The following is a 19,942-nucleotide window of genomic DNA, read 5'->3' on the forward strand; positions in this document are numbered from 1 at the left end:
TGATGGCATCGGAACATCTCTGTCAGTCTGCATCTCATGAGTCGCGGTTGTTAATTGTTGGCTTAGGGTTAATTGGCGGTTCATTGGCATCCGCGCTTCGCGTGGCGGGTTTTCAGGGGCAGATAGTTGCCTGCGATCCTGATGAGCATGAGATCGCTCGCGGGATTGAAATGGGCTTGATCGATTCAGGTGGCACTTGTCTTGCTGAACAGGTGGAAGGGGCCTCTATGATCGTGCTGGCAGTGCCGGTGCTGGCCATGGAGAGCGTTATGGCTAACCTAGCCGATGCGCTGCCAAGGGCTGCCCCGAATGTCGTTATGACGGATGTCGGCAGTACTAAGGCAACCATTCGGGCCTGCGCGCTGCGTGTGTTTGGCAGAGTGCCGACTAACTTGGTGTTAGGCCACCCGATTGCAGGTTCAGAAAAAAGCGGTGTAGCAGCCGCAAACCCACAATTATATGTGGATCATAAAGTAATTCTGACACCAGAGCCTGACGTTGACCGCGATGCTTTGGATCGAGTCCGCAGGCTATGGCAAGACTGCGGTGCCGAGGTGTTGGAGATGGACGTTGAGCGCCATGACCAGGTATTGGCACGGACCAGCCACTTGCCGCATTTATTGGCATTTTCGCTAGTTGATACGCTTGCTCGTCAGGATGAGCGACTCGATATTTTTCGCTATGCGGCGGGTGGTTTTCGTGATTTTACGCGGATTGCGGGTAGCGATCCGGTCATGTGGCGAGATATTTTTATCGCCAATAAACACGCGGTATTGGCATCGCTAGATGATTTTGAAGCAGGGCTTGGGCGCCTTCGTCATGCGGTAGAGTCCGGTGATAGCGATGCGCTGATTGCCACCTTTGATCGCGCCAGCCATGCCCGGCACTATTTCGACTCTTTATTGAATAAAACCAGCTATCAGGCGGAATATCATATGCAACCACAAGGTAAGGTGACCTACCGTGTGCGGCCAGGCGGCCAAGCAAAAGGGCATTTGCGCGTGCCGGGCGATAAGTCTATGTCTCATCGCTCTATAATGCTGGGTGCGCTGGCGGAAGGTGTGACTGAAGTTAAAGGCTTTTTAGAGGGCGAAGATAGCTTAGCGACGCTGCAGGCATTTCGTGAAATGGGCGTGGCGATTGAAGGGCCGCAGCAGGGGAGAGTTACTATTCATGGCGTAGGCCTGCACGGTCTAAAGGCGCCTGCTGGGCCGCTCTACGTGGGTAATTCCGGCACCGCTATGCGACTTTTTTCTGGTCTGCTGGCCGGTCAGGCATTCGACAGCGAGCTAACCGGCGATGAATCGCTAACTAAGCGGCCGATGGGGCGCGTAGCCGATCCGCTGCGCCAAATGGGAGCGACGATCGATACCGCTGAGGGCGGACGTCCGCCGCTCAAAATTCGCGGTGCCGCTGCGCTGAAAGGCATTCATTACGATATGCCTATGGCCAGTGCGCAGGTGAAGTCTTGCCTATTGTTAGCCGGATTGTACGCACAGGGCGAAACGCGAGTGCGTGAGCCTGCCCCCACGCGTGATCACACTGAGCGCATGCTTAACGGTTTCGGCTATGCGGTTTCTCGTGATGGCGATACGTGCTGGCTTCAGGGCGGCGGCAAGCTGTCCGCAGCTCCTATCGACGTGCCATCGGATATTTCTTCAGCGACGTTTTTCTTAGTCGCGGCGGCGATTACCCCAGAGGCTGATATTACCCTTAAGCACGTGGGCATTAACCCAACGCGCATAGGTGTGATTAATATCCTTACCTTGATGGGCGCTAATTTGCTGCTAGAGAATGAGCGCGAAGTGGGCGGCGAGCCGGTGGCGGATATACGCATTCGCTACGCACCGCTAAAGGGAATCGATATCCCCGTTGATCAAGTGCCGCTGGCGATTGACGAATTTCCTGCGCTGTTTATTGCCGCTGCAAATGCAGAGGGCATAACGCGGCTTAGAGGGGCAGAAGAGCTGCGCGTGAAAGAATCAGATCGTATTCAGGCAATGGCGGATGGTCTTGCTACTCTAGGCGTTCAGCACACCGTGGTAGAAGACGGCATCGATATTACCGGTAATGGTAATGCGCAGGTCGCCAGCTATGGCGGTGGGCGCATTGATAGCCTGGGTGACCATCGTATTGCTATGGCCTTTGCGATCGCTTCGCTGCGCGCTGGTGATGACATTGTCATTGAAGACTGTGCCAACGTGGCCACCTCTTTCCCGGATTTTGTTGAGTTAGCCACGCGTATAGGCATGGGCATCAGCGTGGAGGGCGCGCATGAATGAACGTGTCCCCGTTCTGACGATTGATGGCCCCGGCGGTGCCGGTAAAGGCACTATCAGCTGTTTAGTAGCAGAGAGGTTGGGCTGGCATCTGCTAGATAGCGGTGCGCTTTATCGGTTAACGGCGCAGGCGGCCATTAATCATGATGTGGCCGCAGACGATGAAATTGCTTTAGCGCGTTTAGCTGAGCAGTTGGATGTTGCGTTCCCGATTGAGGATGGCCGGCCGCGAACAATGCTTGAAGGTGATGATGTCGGCCAAGTCATTCGCACCGAAGACGCCGGTGAGCGTGCTTCGCGGGTGGCCGCTTTGCCATTAGTGCGCCAAGCTCTCTTGCAACGCCAGCGTGATTTTTGTCAAGCGCCGGGGCTTGTGGCGGACGGTCGCGATATGGGAACGGTGGTCTTTCCTGATGCCCCGCTGAAGATTTTTTTAACGGCGAGCGCCGACGAACGCGCTCGCCGGCGCTATCTGCAGTTGCAGGAAGCCGGGGTGGATGCTAGTCTTCCGAGTCTTTTAAAGGAGATTCAGGCACGCGATGCACGTGATATGCAGCGCAGCGTGGCACCTCTCAAGCCGGCAGATGATGCCATAACGCTTGATACCACGCGTCTGAGCATACCGGAAGTGGTTGATCGACTGACCGAACTGCTAGCCCAACGTGGGCTTGTAAGCGGCGTGTGATTCTCCCTTGCGGCGCTTTTGGATAGGTGTCACGACGTGGCAGGGCACTAAACTCACATCGGTGAGCCCGGTCAGGTCTAACCAGCGTTAACACCCCCGAAGGCTGAGTGACATTAGGCCCGCACTTGCTGGTGGTGCGGAGAAGGCATTTATGCCTCAACAACGTAATTACGTAGGAACACCATGAGCGAAAGCTTTGCTGAGCTGTTTGAACAGTCTCTTAACGACATCAACATGGAGCCAGGCGCTATTGTCGCCGCTCAAGTTGTCGACATTGACGGTGACTGGGTTACTGTCAACGCTGGTCTGAAATCTGAAGGTCAGATCCCTGCATCACAGTTCCGCGATGAACACGGTAATCTGAACATCGCTATCGGTGACGACGTACATGTTGCACTTGAAGCCGTTGAAGATGGTTTCGGTGAAACGCGTCTGTCCCGTGAAAAAGCCAAGCGTGCAGAAGCTTGGAAGATTCTGGAAGCAGCCTTCGAGAAAGACGAAATCATCAAGGGCGTTATTAACGGTAAGGTTAAAGGCGGCTTTACGGTCGAAGTTGACTCTATCCGTGCCTTCTTGCCGGGTTCGTTGGTTGACGTTCGTCCAGTTCGCGATACTGCGCACCTGGAAAATAAAGAGCTAGACTTTAAAGTCATCAAGCTCGATCCGAAACGTAACAACGTTGTTGTATCTCGTCGTGCGGTTCTGGAAGCAGAGAACAGTGCTGAGCGCGAAGCGCTTCTGGCCACTCTGCAAGAAGGTCAGCAGATTAAAGGTATCGTTAAAAACCTGACAGACTACGGCGCTTTCGTAGACCTAGGTGGTGTTGACGGCCTGCTGCACATTACTGACATGGCGTGGAAGCGTATTAAGCACCCGTCTGAGATCGTTGCTGTTGGTGACGAGATTAACGTCAAAGTTCTGAAGTTTGACCGTGAGCGTAATCGCGTTTCACTGGGTCTGAAGCAGTTGGGCGAAGATCCGTGGGTCAATATCAAAGAGCGTTATCCGGAAAGCATGAAAGTGCACGCGGTCGTCACTAATCTGACTGACTACGGCTGCTTTGCTGAGCTGGAAGAGGGCGTTGAAGGTTTAGTTCACGTTTCTGAAATGGACTGGACTAACAAAAACATCCATCCGTCTAAAGTCGTTCAAGTGGGCGATGATGTTGACGTCATGGTGTTGGATATCGACGAAGAGCGTCGTCGTATTTCTCTGGGTATCAAGCAGTGTACTGCTAACCCGTGGGAAACTTTCAACACTGATTACAACAAGGGCGACCGTGTTTCAGGTACCATCAAGTCAATCACTGACTTCGGTATCTTCATCGGCCTTGAAGGTGGTATCGACGGTCTAGTTCACCTGTCTGATATTTCTTGGACTGATACTGGCGAAGAAGCCGTACGCAGCTTTAAGAAAGGCGACGAAGCTGAAGCCGTTATTTTGTCTATTGATCCAGAGCGTGAGCGTATCTCGCTGGGTATCAAGCAGATGGATTCAGACCCCGTTGCTGAGTATCTGTCAGTTAACGATAAGGGCAGCATCGTAACCGGTCGCGTCATTGAAGTTGATGCTAAAGAAGCTCAGGTTGAGCTGGCGACTGACGTTATTGCTGTGCTGAAGGCTTCTGAAATCAGTGCTGATCGCGTTGAAGATGCGCGTAATGTATTGAATGAAGGTGACAGCGTCGAAGCACGTATTGTTAGCGTTGATCGTAAGAGCCGTCAGATTAATCTGTCGGTTAAAGCGAAGGACCAAGACGATACGCGTCAGAACCTTAAAAAACTGCGTGATCAAGAGCCGGAAACTGCAGGTGGTCCGACCACTATCGGTGATCTAATCAAGCAGCAAATGGGCCAAGACTAATAGTATATTAGTTATTGGTTTGTAAAAGCGCCGCCCTTATGGGCGGCGCTTTTGTTTGTAATATATGAATTGTCGGGCTTTCATATTGATTGAAACTGGTTAGGGTTCAAGCTGATTAAAATGCTATAAGTTTTAAAAACGAATAGTAATTGAGTAAAAATCAACTAGACTGTTGTCAGTTAGCTATTTTACAGGAATAATGTCCTAGCATTCTGAACTAGTGGGTGCCAGTGTTGTAAAGTCTGCACCTAAGCCAGTTGGACCCTGTTCAGTTGGATATGATACTAAAGGAACCCCGATGTCATTACTTAACGAATATATTCAAAAAGAACAACAGCTAAAACAGCTGCAGGAAGACCTTCAGCGTCTAGAGGGCGATCAGCGGCTAAAAAGCGAATTAGAGTTCAAAGCTAAACTTGAAGCTCTGATGACAGAATTTGGAAAGCGCCCGAGTGACGTTATTGCATTGTTAGATCCTGCTGCTGAGCAACGTGGTGGTGCTAAAGTCACCGCAAGTGGCAATGCGCGTCGTAAGCGTCGTCTTAAAATTTATAAAAATCCTAAGACGGGCGAAGTGATCGAAACGCGTGGCGGCAATCACAAAGGCCTGCGTAGCTGGAAAGATGAGCATGGCGATGAAGCCGTTGAATCTTGGCTGGTACGCATGGAAGACTAAGCTATTTAGTCACCGGCATTTCTTTATAGAAATGCCGGTTTTTTATTGGCAACATACATGTTTATGCTTCAACCTCGTAAGAGTTATTCTAATCGCGCGTTAACTGTTTGCATCCAGCATGTATAGCTCAGTGCCAGCTGTGCCTCAATAGCTGTTTGTCAGTCTCTATGTAGAATGTTCTCCCGTGAAGGCTTTTTTGGGGGAGGGGGCGAAGGCTTTGTTACTGTGTGCGACGAGTGATCTATGGCGCGGTAAGGCATACAGCCGTTGTGAGTAGTGACTGGGTCTGAACTGTTTTTGACACCGCTTGAACTATGCAAAATAAGCATGGTCTTTGTCCCTACGACGTAACTCATTTACGCTATATTAATGAGGTAAATGGCAGCAATATGGCGGTATGCGATAGCTGTATTTATCTTTTCTGTAAAGTACTTTGCTAGTGGTCGTTCTTATCGCTTTGGAAAATATGGCGATCATATCGTCATCCAGGCAAGTAGATGGTAATTAAATATTGCCTAATCGTTTCATGTGTTTGATATCTGCTTTAAAGAAAATGCTGCGTTGGTAGTCATATCAATCATTTCAAGCAAGGTGTAAATGAAACATCGATGAAATATCAAAAGGTTCAAAAGCAGTTAGATGAGCGCGATAAGCTGCGTAAATTTCGTGAGTTAGACGATGCTTTTGCGCAAGCATTGCGCCAGTTAGATGACCCCGATAGTGATTTCGATATTCCTACAGGGCCACCGGTACGATCGCTTGCAACGCTTGAACAAGATGATTTGGACGCGAAGCAGGAAGAGCAACAGCATGAGCAGGGGCGTATTTTTCAGCAGCGCTTTGAAGCATTGTTAAGCGAATATGATTTTACGCATTATGATTTAGCAGAACTGTCTGAGACGCTACTTTCCCATGGATTATGGCAACGAGACACGGTGCCTAGCGGTGAGCAGTCTTAAGTAAGGCGTGGGGAGTTACCCTGCGCTACCTGTAGCGATAAACGCGTATGCTCGGTAGAAATATTTCCTGTTCTATTTTCTCATCACGACGTCGAGCGCGAGTACGGGTTGTGGGGGGGTGTAGCGCAGGTAGATTAATGTGTGGCAGCCGCTGATTGTTATCGGGTACAAATATGGGCATAGCGGCATTTAATGCTTGTCTTGAATGTCCGTCTGCAAGCGGTTCGGTAAAAAATAAGTTTGCACGCATCAGCGGTGCCTGTGTTTGTACCTGAGCAAGGATCTCACTGCTTGGGATGCCCGCTAGTTGACGCAACTGGATGCGGATATGAGAGGCATCGGTATCTAGCTGTAATAGCTTATGTTCTGCTTCTTGTACCGTTAGTCGCTTAATGGAACGGCCGCTGCTATACCACGCAAAACGAACGCGTGAAACAGGTGCCTGTGCGATAGGTAGCTGCCGCCAACTTTGCTTAAGATGCAAGCGTGCTAGCCCGTTGCGTTGAAGCACCGCATCAACATGCGGGTGGCGCTTAGGTAGGCGGTTTTTAGCATCGCTGAGAGACTGTGGGTGAGCTTCTTTCGTGCGCTGTAGCAGTTCGCTAAATATTTTTTTAGCTTGATTGATAGCGCCTATCGCGGCAAGCAGTTCATCGTTCGCTGCCACTATAGAAATGTAATTGCGTGTTTCACGACCATCTTGATCCTGCCCATGCCACATATCGAACAGTGCTTCCCGCAGCCAGTGATGCGAAGGCGTCGTTTGATGAAAGACCCAAGTCGCCGGTGATTGTTGCTCGTATAGCGAGGCAGCGGTATCTATGGTGGCGAGTAAATAGTCAAACTGCTGCTCTAGTTTGAGCAGCAGTTGATAGGCGGCGGGTGACGCTGATCCTGGTTTATTGGTAGTCATGGTTAGTTACGTGGCTCGCTAAGGCCGCTTTGATTGACGTTTTTGTCTAAGAAAGGGGCGCATCTTTATCCGCTTGCGCTAACAGTGTTTCGATATCAGCTTCATCCATCGCCGATTCACCTGATATACGGTGTGATTCGTCGGCCCAGGCGCCTAAATCTAACAGCTGACAGCGTTTGCTGCAGAAAGGGCGATACGTACTTTCTGGTAGCCACTGAACGGGCTTGGCGCACTGTGGGCAGTTAACCTCGAGTGGGGAATCATTTGCAGGGCTAGCCATAAAAACTCCGTTTGCGGTAACAAATGCGATGGATCAGCAGTTAAGTAGCTGCCGGTAGGATGCATCAAGTCGTGCCACTTGCTTTCTCATGCTCGCGTGGTCACCACTGTTATCAATCACATCATCTGCCTTTGCTAGCCGTTGGTCGCGTGTAAGTTGGGCCGCGAGAATAGCACGCACCTGGCTTTCACTCACCCCATCTCGCATTAGCGTCCTGGATAGTTGCAGCGCTTGGGGCACATCAACAACGATGCAGCGGCTGACCAGCTCGCTTTGACCCGATTCAAACAGTAGCGGCGACACTAGCAGAACATACGGCGCGCCCTGGGATTTAAGCCGCTTCAAGTGCTCTAGAATACGCTCGCGTATTTTGGGGTGCGTGACTGATTCTAGCCACAGCCGTTGTTCTGGATCTTTAAATACAATGTCACGTAAAACGGCGCGATTGAGCGTGCCATCATCTTGGCAAATGATATGAGCACCAAAGCGATTTTTAATCGCGATCAGCGCGGGCTCCCCGGCGGCAACTACGTCTCTAGCAACATCGTCGGCATCAATCCAGGCGGCGCCAAACGTTTCAAAGGCACGAGCAACGGTAGACTTACCTGATCCAATCCCCCCGGTTAATCCGATAATCATTAGCGCCTCATATAGTGAAGTGTCAAATGGCTAAGTTTTAAATGGCTAAGTGTTAAATAATCATACTGACATATAGCGACATAAGCTCATCACCGACTAATAATGCTACCCAGCCCGCGAGCGCTAGGAATGGGCCGAAGGGTAGTGGCTTCCCACGCAAATGTGGCAAACAGGCTTGTGCGATGAGCCCTACCATAGCTCCAAGCCCTGCGGAAAGGATTAGCAACAGTGGTAAAAAGCTCCATCCCAGCCAAGCGCCAAGTGCTGCGAGTAGCTTGAAGTCGCCAAAGCCCATACCTTCTTTACCAGTGAGCAGTTTGAATAGCCAATAAAAACTCCACAGGATTAAGTAACCTGCCATTGCGCCAATGACGGCATCCGATAGCATAAACGGTTGGAAGATAAGCTGGAACAGCAACCCTGCCCATAGCAAGGGGATGGTGATTACGTCGGGTAGCAGCTGAGTGCGAAAGTCGATCACGGCGAGCGCCAGCAGCATCAGGCAGGCGGCATAAATAAACGCTGATTGTGCGTTTAGTCCGTGAAGCGATAACACCGCTAGGGCTAGTAGGCCGCCGGCTATTTCCACTAGGGGATATTGTAAGCTAATGCCGATTTTACACTCTGCGCAGCGCCCACGACGCTTTACCCAGCCGATAACAGGCAGATTGTCGTGCCAAGCAATAGGGGTTTCGCAGCGTGGACACATAGAGCCAGGTGTTGCTAAGTTAAAGTGCGTTGATTGTTCTTCATCTAGTTCAAGAGCTGCGCGAGCCTCGCTGCGCCAATGATGCATTAACATCACAGGCAGGCGTGTAATCACGATGTTGAGAAAACTACCCAGGCACAGCCCAACTATTAAAGTCAGTAGCCATACGATAAGCGAAGGGTGGTACATATCGCTCCTTAGCATTTTGAAATGATAGAAACCTTAGAGAGCAGAACCTAACTCGAAGATAGGTAAATACATCGAGACCACAACGCCACCTACCACAGCACCTAATATAACAATGATAATGGGTTCCATGAGCGACGTTAGCGCATCGACTTTATTATCGACGTCTTCCTCATAATAATCGGCGATACGACTAAGCATGGCGTCTAATGAGCCAGCCTCTTCCCCGACCCCTATCATTTGAATAGCAATAGGTGGAAAGCAGTTTGTCATACGCATAGAAAAATGTAACGGATGCCCGGTGGCGACATCCCGACGTGTTTGTAGCACCGCACGCTCATACACCTTATTACCTGTGGCTCCGGCGCTTATATCTAGACCCTCGACCAGGGGGATGCCAGAAGCGAACGTCGTTGCTAAAGTGCGTGAAAAGCGCGCCAGGGCGGATTTGTGTGCAATATCGCCTATCACGGGTAAGTGAAGCAGCACTGCATGCATGCGGTAGGCAGCTCTTGGGGAACGCTGAATACTTATTTTGAGTAGCAGCACAGCGATACCCATCACGGCCAGCACTGCGAGCCAGTAGCGCTGAGCAAGCTCGGACAAATTCACTGTCATCTGCGTTAGTGCCGGTAGCTCCGCGCCAAAATTATGAAACATAGCCTCGAACTCGGGCACAACTTTGATTAACAGCAGCATGGTCACTGCAGTGCCAATCGCCAAAACGGTGCAGGGATACCACAGCGCTTTTTTAACACGCGCTTTCAACGACGCCACTTTTTCCTTGTAGGTGGCAACACGATCGAGCATTTGATCCAGCGCACCAGATTGTTCACCTGCATTTATTAAGTTAACAAACAGCCGATCAAAGTATTTTGGATGATGGGCTAAGGCGTCAGAAAAGCTAGAGCCTGACGAAATATCACTCATCAGCCGTTGCATGACGGCCACCATGGTAGGTTTCTTCAAGCTTTCAGTGACCACTTGAAGCGCTTGCAGTAAGGGAATGCCCGCTCGAATCATTGTTGCCATCTGGCGGGCAAATAGCGTGATGTCACTAGCGTTAATGCGGCTACTGCCAACTACGTTACTTTTCTTGCTGATGCGCCGGATCACAACATCTTGCTTGCGCAATGCTGCGGCTATTTCAGCCTTATTGCGTCCTATCATTTCACCACTTAACGGCCTGCCTTGAGGCCCTTTGCCGATCCATTTCCAGCGCGAAAGCTTATTGGCACGAGTTGGTCGCAGGCGTGTAGGTTGGGCCATGGCTTACTCCTTGCTCACTCGGTGGATCTCTTCAAGGCTGGTAACACCCTGCATTACTTTTAATAAGCCGTTGCGATGAAGGCTGAGAAAGCCTTCTCGACGGGCCTGTTGATCGATATCCAACGCGTTAGCATCACGCAGTATTAGCTGGCGAATGGCATCGGTGATAGGCACCACTTCATAAAGGCCGATACGACCTCTATAGCCTTGCGTGCAGAGGCTGCAGCTGGCAGCTTTGTAGATAGTCGAGTCAAGAATTTCGTCATCACAGAAGCCTTGTTTACGTAATATCTCATGAGGAATTTCCGCAGGCTCTTTGCAATGTGGGCAAAGCTTGCGCGCCAAGCGTTGTGCAATGATGAGCGTAACCGCGCTAGCGATGTTAAATGATGAAATACCCATTTGAGCAAGCCGTGTGAGCGTTTCAGCAGCTGAGTTAGTGTGCACAGTCGATAGCACCAAGTGGCCTGTCTGCGCTGCTTTAACGGTAATATCAGCTGTTTCAAGATCTCGAATTTCACCGACCATGATTACGTCCGGATCTTGGCGCAAAAATGCCCGTAGGGAGCTTGCAAAATCAAGGCCTATTTTTGGTAGCACGCTTACCTGGTTGATGCCGGGCACCTTGATTTCAACAGGGTCTTCTGCAGTACATATATTGCGCTCAACTTTATTGAGAATGTTAATACCGGTATAGAGCGAAACGGTTTTACCACTACCGGTAGGCCCTGTTACTAGGATCATGCCTTGAGGCTGGCTTAACGCTTGCTGATAGTGGTCACGCTGTTCATCGGTAAAGCCTAGCTGTTCGATGCTTAGCTGGGCGGTGTTGGGATCTAGAATTCGAAGCGCTATCTTTTCACCATAAACCGTGGGCAGCGAATTAATCCTGAAATCGAGAGCGCGCGTGCGCGACATATTGAGTTTTAGTGAGCCATCCTGAGGTAGACGTCGTTCTGAGATATCCAAGCGCGCCATGACTTTTAAACGAGCAGCAATCCTTTTGCACAATGCTAGCGGAGGCTGTGCAACTTCAACGAGGATTCCGTCTATGCGAAAGCGTACGCGATAAAGTGTTTCATAGGGCTCAAAATGAATGTCGGACGCGCCACGACGAACCGCATCCGACACGATGTTATTAACAAATCTTACAACGGGCGCATCATCACTGTCTTGAAAGGACTTTTCTAGGGGCCTTTCGTGATCCATGTGCTGCCTAGCCACAGTGTTTAAGTCGTTAATAGCTGCATCAATAGTATCCAGTTCATTTAGCGTGTCATCTTCATGCTCATCTAAACAAAGATAGCGATTAAGAGATGCAGAGATTTGATCTGCAGGTGCGAGTATGCATTCAATATTAAGTCCCGTGGCTATTTGCAGTTCATCCAGCGTTGTCAATGTCGATGGATAAGCGACCGCCACGATTAAATGCTGGCCATGGCGCGACAATGGAAAAGCTTGAAGGCGCTGCAGTAGCTTAGCTGGGTATTCAGATGCTGGTGGTAAGCTATTAATATTAACGTCATCAAGATTGATGATGGGAAGCCTATGCTCATAGCCCGCTATTACCGCTGCTTCGACAGTTTTAATCAGTCCGCTATCAATAACATACTGAAAATAAGATATTTTTAGATTGTTTGCCTCTATTTCCACCGCGTCTGCTTGTGACTCCGTCAATAGCCCATGATGGACAAGGCGGCGTTTAGTATTAAAAGCGTCAGCGTTAGGCATAGGATGGCTTACCGTAGGCTTAATATATGACTGACTCATCTGAAAACCTATGTTAGATAGGCGTAAACGAATGCTTGTATCTTTCTTGGGCAGCTTAATCTGCCAGCTTAGCGCGATTTTTGATGATAATAATAGAGTGGTTTTAAATTAATTATCAGTTGTTTCTAGCTTGTAATATTAAATAAAATGAGCTATTTTTTAATTTTTATAGCTCATTATAATTAGTTTTATATTTAATTTTATTGAAAAATATCAGGAGCTTAACTGTGCCATTATCATTAAGAGAAATGCGGGTAATCCGATGCAGTAATCAGCGCGGCTTCACGCTGATCGAACTGATGATCGTTGTGGCTATTATTGGGGTTTTGGCGTCCTTCGCGGTGCCCCAGTATCAGAACTATGTAGGGCGTGCGCAGGTGGGTGAGGCCTTGAGTTTAATGTCGCCTGTCAAAGCAGCTCTTTCTGAGTACCGTATAACGCACGGTGAATTTCCTGATGATAATGAGCAAGCAGGGCTCTCTGCGCCAGACCAGCTCTCGGGCAGATATGTTGCAAGTATTGATGTTTCTCCAGGTGAGTCAGGCGTAACAGTAATCACAATGCAAGATAATTCGGTTGTTAGTGACTTAGCAGGTGGCACGCTAGTTTTTGATCCTAATGGGGAAGGTGGTGAGGGTATTAATTGGGAGTGCAGAGTGGGTGGTGACAACGAGATCGATCCTAAATTTTTGCCTTCTGAATGTCGTTGAATTCTTGAATTAAGGGTTAACACGATGGGTATAACGTTACGCTCAGATAAGAGGGGCTAGTCCGCGCTAAATATATTCATTAAAAGCTGATGCGACTCGAAAATTATCCCTTGTCAGCTTATGGTGTGTAGTTATATCCATTAGTCATCCTAAATAGGAGATTCAATGACTGACCACACGCTATCGTCGCGGCTCAAAATCGCCATTTCCATTGCTGAAGAAGCCGGCCAGATGATTGTTCGCGCTCGTGAGCAACAAGGTTTTTCACGGCGGATGAAAAAAGACAATGAACTGGTAACGGATGTTGATGTTGCCGTTGATCAACTTATTAGTAAGCGGTTAGAAGAGCACTTTTCAAGCGAAGCACGAATGAGTGAAGAACTCGCCCCAGAAAGCGCTGTGCATGTGGAAGCATCACATCTTTGGGTCGTAGATCCCATCGATGGCACGGTCAATTTTGCCCAGGGATTGCGTCACGTAGCAGTCTCAATAGGGTGGATGGAAGAGGGTATTGCCAAAGTGGGCGTTGTTCATGCGCCATTTTTAGGCGAAACCTTTAGTGCTGTAGAAGGTGGAGGCGCTTTTTGCAATGGTCAACCCATTCAGCCGAGCAATGCAGACTCGCTGATGCATACCTTGGTCGGTACAGGCTTTCCTTATCGTCATGAGTCGCGTAAACAGCTGCTAAAGCGTTTAGAAGCAGTGCTAATGCACTGCCAAGATCTTCGTCGCAATGGTGCGGCCGCGCTAGATTTATGCGATGTTGCCTGTGGACGCTTAGATGCCTATTACGAAAGTGTTTCGCCCTGGGATTTTGTTGCAGGATGGGTAATAGCACGAGAAGCGGGCGCACGAGTAGGGCACTTATACGAAGTGCCGTCAGCGGTGCCAGCTGATCTCTACTCAGAGCATTTGCTCGTGGCCGCGCCTGGCGTGTATGACGCCATGGCGTATCTTCTGCTTGAAGCTGATCAACGCGAGTGAAGAGGGTATGAAAGGTAACAGTGGGGTGTGACAAATACTTGAAAAGAAACGCTATAAGGGCTTTTCATTTGTTCACGAACCGGCTAGTATACGCACCGTCTTGAGGCAAAGATGTAAAGTCCAATAAAGACAGCGGAGCGTGGCGCAGCTTGGTAGCGCGTTGCAATGGGGTTGCAAAGGTCGCAGGTTCGAATCCTGTCGCTCCGACCAAATATTTTGAAAAACGCCGCTTAGGTTAAAACCGAGCGGCGTTTTTTTGTGTGTTTCGTATGGTCCGGAGCGAGTGCATTAGACCAGCCATTAGCTATTCATTAATGGTGAATACAGGAATCCGCATCAACGTTGCAAGCTGAGAGCGGTCTTGCAATAAGTCGGCAAGGGTATATTGATCTAATACGCTAAGAAATGCCGATAGCGCATCCGCCAATATGGGCCTCAATCGGCATGAGGGCGTTATCACACAGCTGTTATCGTCACGAAAACACTCGACCAACGCCATCTCGCTCTCAGTGTCACGAATCAACGCCCCTAAAGAAATTGTTTCTGGCTGTCGGCAAAGCAGCAACCCGCCATTTTTACCGCGTATTGCGGTGAGATACCCTTTTTGATTGAGCTCCTGGACGATTTTCATTAGATGATTGCTTGAGATGGAAAATGCCTCAGCAATTTCTTTGATCGTCGACCGTTCTTCTCCCTTAACCGCGAGATATAGCAGTACGCGAATTGAGTAATCGGTATAGCGAGTTAGGTGCATATACAAGCCATCAGCGCAAGAAAGAACTCATTGTACGGCGTGCCAAGGCATGCTGAAACGATATTCACGATATGTTTACGCCTTGAGGAAAACTTGGTACCTTAAAGATGTATTTAAAATATATCTTATGAGGTGCTTATGTTGACTCCTGCGCAAGAAGGCATTATTCAAATGACTGCTCCTGTAGTGGCTGAGCATCTGAACGCCATTGCTCAGCGTTTTTATCCGCTTATGTTTGAACGCTACCCTCAGGTAAAACCATTATTTAACTCGACGCATCAAAAAAATGGCGGCCAGCCGCGCGCGCTAGCAGGCATGATCTTGGCCTATGTTCAACTGCGCCAGTCGCCGCAGAAAGCGCGTGAAACGTTAGAGATAGTGGTCAATAAACATGTAGCCTTGGATATTCAACCGGGTCAGTATCCAATTGTCGGTGAGTGTTTAATGGCGGCCATTGGCGAAGTACTCGGGGATGCCATTACGCCCGAAATAGCCGATGCGTGGAGTGGGTTGTATCAGGAGTTGGCGAGTATCTTGATAGACATGGAAAAACAGCGCTATAACAGCTTTGAGCAACAGCCCGGTGGCTGGCGTGGCACGCGTCGTTTTCGTATTGCGCAAACCAAGCAGGAAAGCAGCGTTATTCGTTCGTTTATTCTAGAACCTGAAGACGGTCAGGAAGTCGCCGCCCATCTACCTGGGCAGTATATTGGTGTGAAGCTGTCTATCGACGGGGAGCCGGTTTATCGGCACTACAGCCTCTCAGATGTACCCAATGGCCGCTCTTATCGGCTTTCCATAAAGCGCGAAGATTATGGTGTTGCTAGTCGACACTTTCACGATCAGCTGAGCGTCGGTGACATTATTGAGCTGCTGCCTCCCGCCGGTGAGTTGATCTTGGCCGGTGAGAACGAGCCGCTGCTTTTGATTAGCGGCGGCGTTGGTCAAACGCCCTTGCTGCCAATGGTTAAACAGGCACTTAAGCAAGGAAGAAACGTCACCTACCTACATGCCGCATTAGATATTGAACATCACGCGTTTGCCGATGCTCTGGTTGAGCTGCGCACGTCCTACCCTGAGCAGCTAAATACGGTCATTATTTACGAAAACCAGGCGGGCGGTGATCATCAAGGTCGAATCAACAACGCGCTGCTAGCTAACTATTTGTCACCACAGGCTCGCTGCTATTTCGTTGGGCCGCATGCCTTTATGGCGCTGGTAAACCAAGAGTTAGAGCGGCTAGGTGTGCCGGCAACAATGCGCCACTTTGAACACTTTGGACCGGCTGAAGCGTTAAATGCGGCTTAAGTAACAAATGTTATGCCGCTGAGGTTAGTCAAATTAAGCCCTTTCTAGATAAGAAGTGATGCTTGCAGTGGCCATATTGCCGCTGCCTTTTGTCAGCACGTCCCAATAAATGTCCACGAAATGCCGCACTGAAGAAGGACTGGCAAACCCATGGAGGATGGCTTGTGTCGAAGAGACATTATATTGTTTAAAGTATGCAAACGGTTCACTAAAAAAACCAAGGGGTAGTGGTGAGTAGCGCTTTCCGTTAAGCTCCTCAGCAATTTTATCTGATGTTTTGAGGTGATTGTATGTGGAGCCTTGTCAGGCTGTCTGCCATATCACTATCGTTGTTGATGATAGCTGGTTGCTCAGATCCAAAAATTGATACTAGCTCCATGCCTGCGTCAGTCGTTTCTGTCGAAAACGTGCGTGAATCACTGCCTGTTTATAAACGAAACGATTTTGATAAAGCGCTGATCATCATTGCTACCGCGACCTTTGGTGGCATCGATATTCTTAATCCGCAGCGTATGAATGCCGCTGAGATTGCCGAGTTGGCTAATGCTCAAATGCATGGGCTAACGGGAGACGAAGTCATTAAGCGTGCTGATGAGATACTGCGAGAGCGGCGCTCAAGAGAGCGCGAGCAAGCCATTCGAACATTGTCCCGCCTTCAAGAAAAGCAGGCGAAAGCAGCAAGCGATAAAGAGCAGCTAGCGCGTTTTAGCATTGATGAAGCTCGATTTTATATCAGCGAGAGTCCTTATGGCGCTCCCGAACCTGTTATTGAGCTTAAAATGACCAATGATACCGGCCAGGCCTTATCGCAGCTTTTCCTGAGGGGGGTGGTGATGAGTCCTGGCCGGGAAACGCCCTGGGTTGATGAAACCTTCTATTACATCATTGCCGGTGGCATTGAGGCGGGGGAGACCCAGTCGCTGAGCCTTGCGCCCAACCGGTTTGGGCCATGGGGAAACGTGGAGATTCCTGAAAGCGCGACGCTAACGATTAGCGTGGAAGGCGTGCGCGGCAAAGACGATCAGGCACTGTGGGATTCATCCGATTTGACGGCTAGTGAAATAGACAGACTAGAGCGTTTGCGCGATCAATATGGAGATGCCATGGCATCCTCAGCAAAGTAGCGACTGAAAAAAATGCCAAAACGTTCAAAGCGCTATCGGTTGCCCGGTAGCGCTTTTTTTGATTGGTTAGAGCCTACACGCCGCCGTTACTTTCCTTCCATTTGATCTGCTAAAGCTGCGGCCATTGCCTCTTTCCATTCACCTTCGCTAAGACCCCAATGGGCCATTTCTGCTTGGTCTGCCTGCCCTTCAACAGCATTACGAAGTTTGTCGGTAGAGCTGCTTTCATAGCAATGTTTTGCGAAGTCTTTCGTTTTGCCACTATTAAGTTGATCAATCATCGGCATCGTGAATTCCTTTCAGCAGTGAATGAGTGAGTCGTACGCTCTTTAAGTCATTACGTTAGGGCTGATTTTTATAAATTGGTTCCCCTGCATGCCTGAACGCCCCGCGTTGGCACTATCGGATGACCAAGGTATCTACAAAAATTTTGCATGCGATGGTGGCAAGAAGCAGCATGATAAGGTTGTCAAACCAACGGTGAGGCAGACGTTTACCTAAGCTGGCGCCAAACGGCATAGTGATTAGCAGCACCATCAAGGCGATCATGCTGAGCATGAAACGTTCCCATGTGAGAATGCCAGTGGCAATGAGTGCCGGCAGTTGAACGCTGGTAATCGCGACAAAGAAAACCGATATTGAGCCAATAAACACGCGTCGTTCAAGCTGCATCGCATTAAGAAAAGTCACCGAAGCCGGTGCCGACATGCCTGCTGCCCCTTGAAGAATGCCTGCCATTAGCCCTGCAGGAATAACCACGCGTTTAGCTGTTTCAAAAGAGAGCGTGAAGTGGCGCCTGGTCAATTTAATGACCAGATACATGACAATCGCACAAGCCACGCCGAGTGACAGCATGTCGGGCGATAATATTACGAGCCCCCAGGTTCCCAATAGGATGCCCAGGCCGCCAGCGATAGAAAAAACGGCTAAAAAGCGAAGTGGCAATAAATCATGACGGTACTGCCATATCTGTAAGGCGTTACTAAACAGGTTTGGTGCAATCAGAATCGCGATAGCGAGCTGCACGTCGTACAGCATCGTGAGAATAGGTACGACAATAACCGGGACACCTGACCCTATCGCGCCTTTGACGATTCCAGCAATTAACAACGTAATAAACGCAATTAGCATGGGCGGGTCCGGTGATAGCTAAAAAATCAGCCGCCTTACCTACGCGGCTGAATGGTGAGTAGGCGGCAATTTGATTACACGCCCGGCTATTTCAACACATAGCAGGGCGTGTAGGGCTGCCCATCAAGCTTCATACGACCCTGAGCGACGAAGGAGGTCAATAGCTCATCTAGGCGGTGCATCAACTCAGGTTCAGCCGTCAGCTCGAAGGGGCCGTGGGCTTTAATTGCACGAATACCGGGTTCTTTTACGTTGCCGGCGACAATCCCTGAAAAAGCACGGCGTAGATTAGCCGCCAGCTCGTGAGTTGGCTGTTGGCGATGCAGTGCCAGGGCGCGCATTGCTTCATGGGTAGGTTCGAAGGGCGCTTGAAAGTCACGTGCAATCGTCAGGCGCCAGTTGTAGTAGAAAGCGTCCTGATGCGCGCGCCGGAATTCAGCAATCTCATCGATACCTTGACGCATGCTACGTGCAACGGCTACCGGATCACCGGTAATAATGGTGTAGTAGCGACGAATATCCTCGCCAAGGGTATAAACTAAAAACTCGTCTATTTTTTGGAAGTAGGCTGCCGAATCAGCCGGGCCGCTAAAAATTAGCGGGAAAGGAATATCTTTGTTGCTAGGATGCAGCAAAATGCCCAGCAAATAGAGAATCTCCTCTGCGGTACCCACGCCGCCAGGAAAAACGATTATGCCATGCCCTAAACGCACAAAGGCCTCTAAGCGCTTTTCAATATCCGGCATAACGACTAGTTCATTGACGATAGGATTAGGCGCTTCGGCCGCGATTATGCCGGGCTCTGAAATGCCTAAATAACGCCCTTCTTTACGTCGCTGTTTAGCATGAGCAACGTTCGCGCCTTTCATCGGCCCTTTCATGGCGCCAGGTCCGCAGCCGGTACAAATATCTAAATCGCGTAGGCCCAGGTGGTAACCGACATCTTTAGTGTATTCGTACTCTTCCCGCGAAATGGAGTGGCCGCCCCAGCAGACGACTAAACTTGGGTCGCGACCGGGCTTTAACGTGCCCGCTTTGCGTAGAATATGAAAAACCGCATTAGTGGTACCTTCCCCAGTGCTCAGGTCGAAGCGGTTATGGTGGTGAATCTCATTATAAACGTACACAATATCGCGAATGATCGACGACAGATGCTCACGAATGCCACGAATCATTCGGCCGTCGACAAATGCTTCTGCTGGTGCGTTAGTCAGCTTTAGGCGAATGCCGCGATCTTGTTGCAATACCTCAATATCGAAATCTTTGTAGGCTTCTAAAATAGCGAGGCTATCGTCGGTGGGATTGCCGCAATTCAGCACTGCCAGTGCACAGCGTCTTAGCAGGTCATGCAGACCGTTTTGAGACGTGATATGGAGTCGGTTTACTTCATGTTGAGAAAGTACTTCGAGGCTTCCCTCAGGGGAAATGATACTCGAAAGGGTGGCGCGAGGTTGAACGTTTGCGGTCATTAGTGAGGCTGTCCATGATCGTTTGATAACTGCTTTATGCATACTATCACGCTCAAGCAGTGGGTACAGCGCAACGGGAGCGTATCGCAGCTGTGCTATTATAAGCGTTATAAAGTGATGGCGACTAAAGAGCCTTTTGCTTAGTAAGACTGTTTCGTAGAGGCCGTTTTATAGGTTTTTTTAAACACTGCCTTGTAGAAATTGTCTCAAAAAAGCTGTTCCCAAAACTGCTCC

Annotated in this window: 19 protein-coding genes and 1 tRNA gene; 10 read left to right on the forward strand and 10 right to left on the reverse strand. The window is 49.5% G+C overall.

The window, feature by feature from the left end; genetic code table 11:
* Positions 1-2 precede the first annotated feature (2 nt).
* The 5 genes from ACT3TR_RS13380 (at position 3) to ACT3TR_RS13400 (ending at position 6,462) form a co-directional block, all read left to right on the forward strand.
* Positions 3-2,282 (forward strand): bifunctional prephenate dehydrogenase/3-phosphoshikimate 1-carboxyvinyltransferase, encoded by a 2,280-nt coding sequence (locus ACT3TR_RS13380; RefSeq protein ID WP_444625485.1) that lies wholly within the window; start codon positions 3-5, stop codon positions 2,280-2,282.
* The gene (cmk, locus tag ACT3TR_RS13385; RefSeq protein ID WP_441684412.1) at positions 2,275-2,964 is read left to right on the forward strand and encodes a (d)CMP kinase; all 690 of its coding nucleotides are present in this window, start codon (positions 2,275-2,277) and stop codon (positions 2,962-2,964) included. Before ACT3TR_RS13380 ends, cmk begins: the two co-directional genes overlap by 8 nt.
* 183 nt (positions 2,965-3,147) lie before the next feature.
* Positions 3,148-4,827: a 30S ribosomal protein S1 gene (gene rpsA / locus ACT3TR_RS13390; protein WP_235042212.1), complete on the forward strand. Its 1,680-nt coding sequence runs from the start codon at positions 3,148-3,150 to the stop codon at positions 4,825-4,827.
* Between the two features lie 298 nt (positions 4,828-5,125).
* Positions 5,126-5,503: a histone-like nucleoid-structuring protein, MvaT/MvaU family gene (locus tag ACT3TR_RS13395; protein WP_235042213.1), complete on the forward strand. Its 378-nt coding sequence runs from the start codon at positions 5,126-5,128 to the stop codon at positions 5,501-5,503.
* Between the two features lie 608 nt (positions 5,504-6,111).
* Positions 6,112-6,462 carry a hypothetical protein gene (locus tag ACT3TR_RS13400; protein WP_441684411.1) on the forward strand — a complete coding sequence of 117 codons (351 nt, stop codon included), beginning with the start codon at positions 6,112-6,114 and terminating at the stop codon, positions 6,460-6,462.
* Positions 6,463-6,487: 25 nt separating this feature from the next.
* Here ACT3TR_RS13400 and ACT3TR_RS13405 read toward each other — a convergent pair whose 3' ends face one another.
* The 6 genes from ACT3TR_RS13405 to pilB are packed head-to-tail and all read right to left on the reverse strand — an operon-like array spanning position 6,488 to position 12,228.
* A complete protein-coding gene (locus ACT3TR_RS13405) occupies positions 6,488-7,375 on the reverse strand; it encodes a DNA replication terminus site-binding protein (RefSeq protein ID WP_441684410.1) in 888 nt (295 codons plus the stop codon).
* A gap of 46 nt (positions 7,376-7,421) precedes the next feature.
* Positions 7,422-7,655: a DNA gyrase inhibitor YacG gene (gene yacG, locus ACT3TR_RS13410; protein ID WP_096280201.1), complete on the reverse strand. Its 234-nt coding sequence runs from the start codon at positions 7,653-7,655 to the stop codon at positions 7,422-7,424.
* Positions 7,656-7,688: 33 nt separating this feature from the next.
* On the reverse strand, positions 7,689-8,294 hold the full coding sequence (gene coaE, locus ACT3TR_RS13415; RefSeq protein ID WP_444625484.1) for a dephospho-CoA kinase: 606 nt from the start codon (positions 8,292-8,294) through the stop codon (positions 7,689-7,691).
* 52 nt (positions 8,295-8,346) lie between these two features.
* Positions 8,347-9,192 carry a prepilin peptidase gene (locus ACT3TR_RS13420; protein ID WP_444625483.1) on the reverse strand — a complete coding sequence of 282 codons (846 nt, stop codon included), beginning with the start codon at positions 9,190-9,192 and terminating at the stop codon, positions 8,347-8,349.
* Between the two features lie 33 nt (positions 9,193-9,225).
* Positions 9,226-10,458, reverse strand: a complete 1,233-nt coding sequence (locus tag ACT3TR_RS13425; RefSeq protein WP_444625482.1) for a type II secretion system F family protein — start codon at positions 10,456-10,458, stop codon at positions 9,226-9,228.
* 3 nt (positions 10,459-10,461) lie between these two features.
* Positions 10,462-12,228 (reverse strand): type IV-A pilus assembly ATPase PilB, encoded by a 1,767-nt coding sequence (pilB, locus tag ACT3TR_RS13430; RefSeq protein ID WP_444625481.1) that lies wholly within the window; start codon positions 12,226-12,228, stop codon positions 10,462-10,464.
* Between the two features lie 227 nt (positions 12,229-12,455).
* Between pilB and ACT3TR_RS13435 the strand changes: the two genes are divergently transcribed.
* The 3 genes from ACT3TR_RS13435 (at position 12,456) to ACT3TR_RS13445 (ending at position 14,132) form a co-directional block, all read left to right on the forward strand.
* The gene (locus tag ACT3TR_RS13435) at positions 12,456-12,938 is read left to right on the forward strand and encodes a pilin (protein ID WP_444625480.1); all 483 of its coding nucleotides are present in this window, start codon (positions 12,456-12,458) and stop codon (positions 12,936-12,938) included.
* A 165-nt stretch (positions 12,939-13,103) separates the two neighbouring features.
* Positions 13,104-13,922, forward strand: coding sequence for an inositol monophosphatase family protein (locus tag ACT3TR_RS13440; protein WP_444625479.1), 819 nt, complete (start codon positions 13,104-13,106; stop codon positions 13,920-13,922).
* Positions 13,923-14,055: 133 nt separating this feature from the next.
* Positions 14,056-14,132: transfer RNA gene (locus tag ACT3TR_RS13445), tRNA-Pro, on the forward strand.
* A 94-nt stretch (positions 14,133-14,226) separates the two neighbouring features.
* On the opposite strand, the gene ACT3TR_RS13450 is transcribed toward ACT3TR_RS13445, so the two are convergent.
* Entirely contained in the window at positions 14,227-14,676 is a 450-nt protein-coding gene (locus ACT3TR_RS13450; protein ID WP_444625478.1) for an RrF2 family transcriptional regulator, read from the reverse strand.
* A 138-nt stretch (positions 14,677-14,814) separates the two neighbouring features.
* Between ACT3TR_RS13450 and hmpA the strand changes: the two genes are divergently transcribed.
* Together hmpA and ACT3TR_RS13460 are read left to right on the forward strand one after the other, a co-directional pair.
* Complete coding sequence (gene hmpA, locus ACT3TR_RS13455) at positions 14,815-15,984, forward strand: NO-inducible flavohemoprotein (RefSeq protein ID WP_444625477.1); 1,170 nt, start codon at positions 14,815-14,817, stop codon at positions 15,982-15,984.
* Positions 15,985-16,274: 290 nt separating this feature from the next.
* The gene (locus ACT3TR_RS13460; protein ID WP_444625476.1) at positions 16,275-17,108 is read left to right on the forward strand and encodes a DUF6694 family lipoprotein; all 834 of its coding nucleotides are present in this window, start codon (positions 16,275-16,277) and stop codon (positions 17,106-17,108) included.
* An 86-nt stretch (positions 17,109-17,194) separates the two neighbouring features.
* Here ACT3TR_RS13460 and ACT3TR_RS13465 read toward each other — a convergent pair whose 3' ends face one another.
* The 3 genes from ACT3TR_RS13465 to ppnN form a co-directional block, all read right to left on the reverse strand.
* The gene (locus ACT3TR_RS13465; protein WP_235042223.1) at positions 17,195-17,395 is read right to left on the reverse strand and encodes a hypothetical protein; all 201 of its coding nucleotides are present in this window, start codon (positions 17,393-17,395) and stop codon (positions 17,195-17,197) included.
* 112 nt (positions 17,396-17,507) lie between these two features.
* The gene (locus ACT3TR_RS13470) at positions 17,508-18,239 is read right to left on the reverse strand and encodes a sulfite exporter TauE/SafE family protein (protein ID WP_444625475.1); all 732 of its coding nucleotides are present in this window, start codon (positions 18,237-18,239) and stop codon (positions 17,508-17,510) included.
* An 86-nt stretch (positions 18,240-18,325) separates the two neighbouring features.
* Positions 18,326-19,708, reverse strand: a complete 1,383-nt coding sequence (ppnN, locus tag ACT3TR_RS13475; RefSeq protein ID WP_444625474.1) for a nucleotide 5'-monophosphate nucleosidase PpnN — start codon at positions 19,706-19,708, stop codon at positions 18,326-18,328.
* Between the last annotated feature and the right edge of the window lie 234 nt (positions 19,709-19,942).

This window comes from Halomonas sp. AOP12-B1-6, from assembly GCF_052379225.1.
Classification (GTDB): domain Bacteria; phylum Pseudomonadota; class Gammaproteobacteria; order Pseudomonadales; family Halomonadaceae; genus Vreelandella; species Vreelandella casei.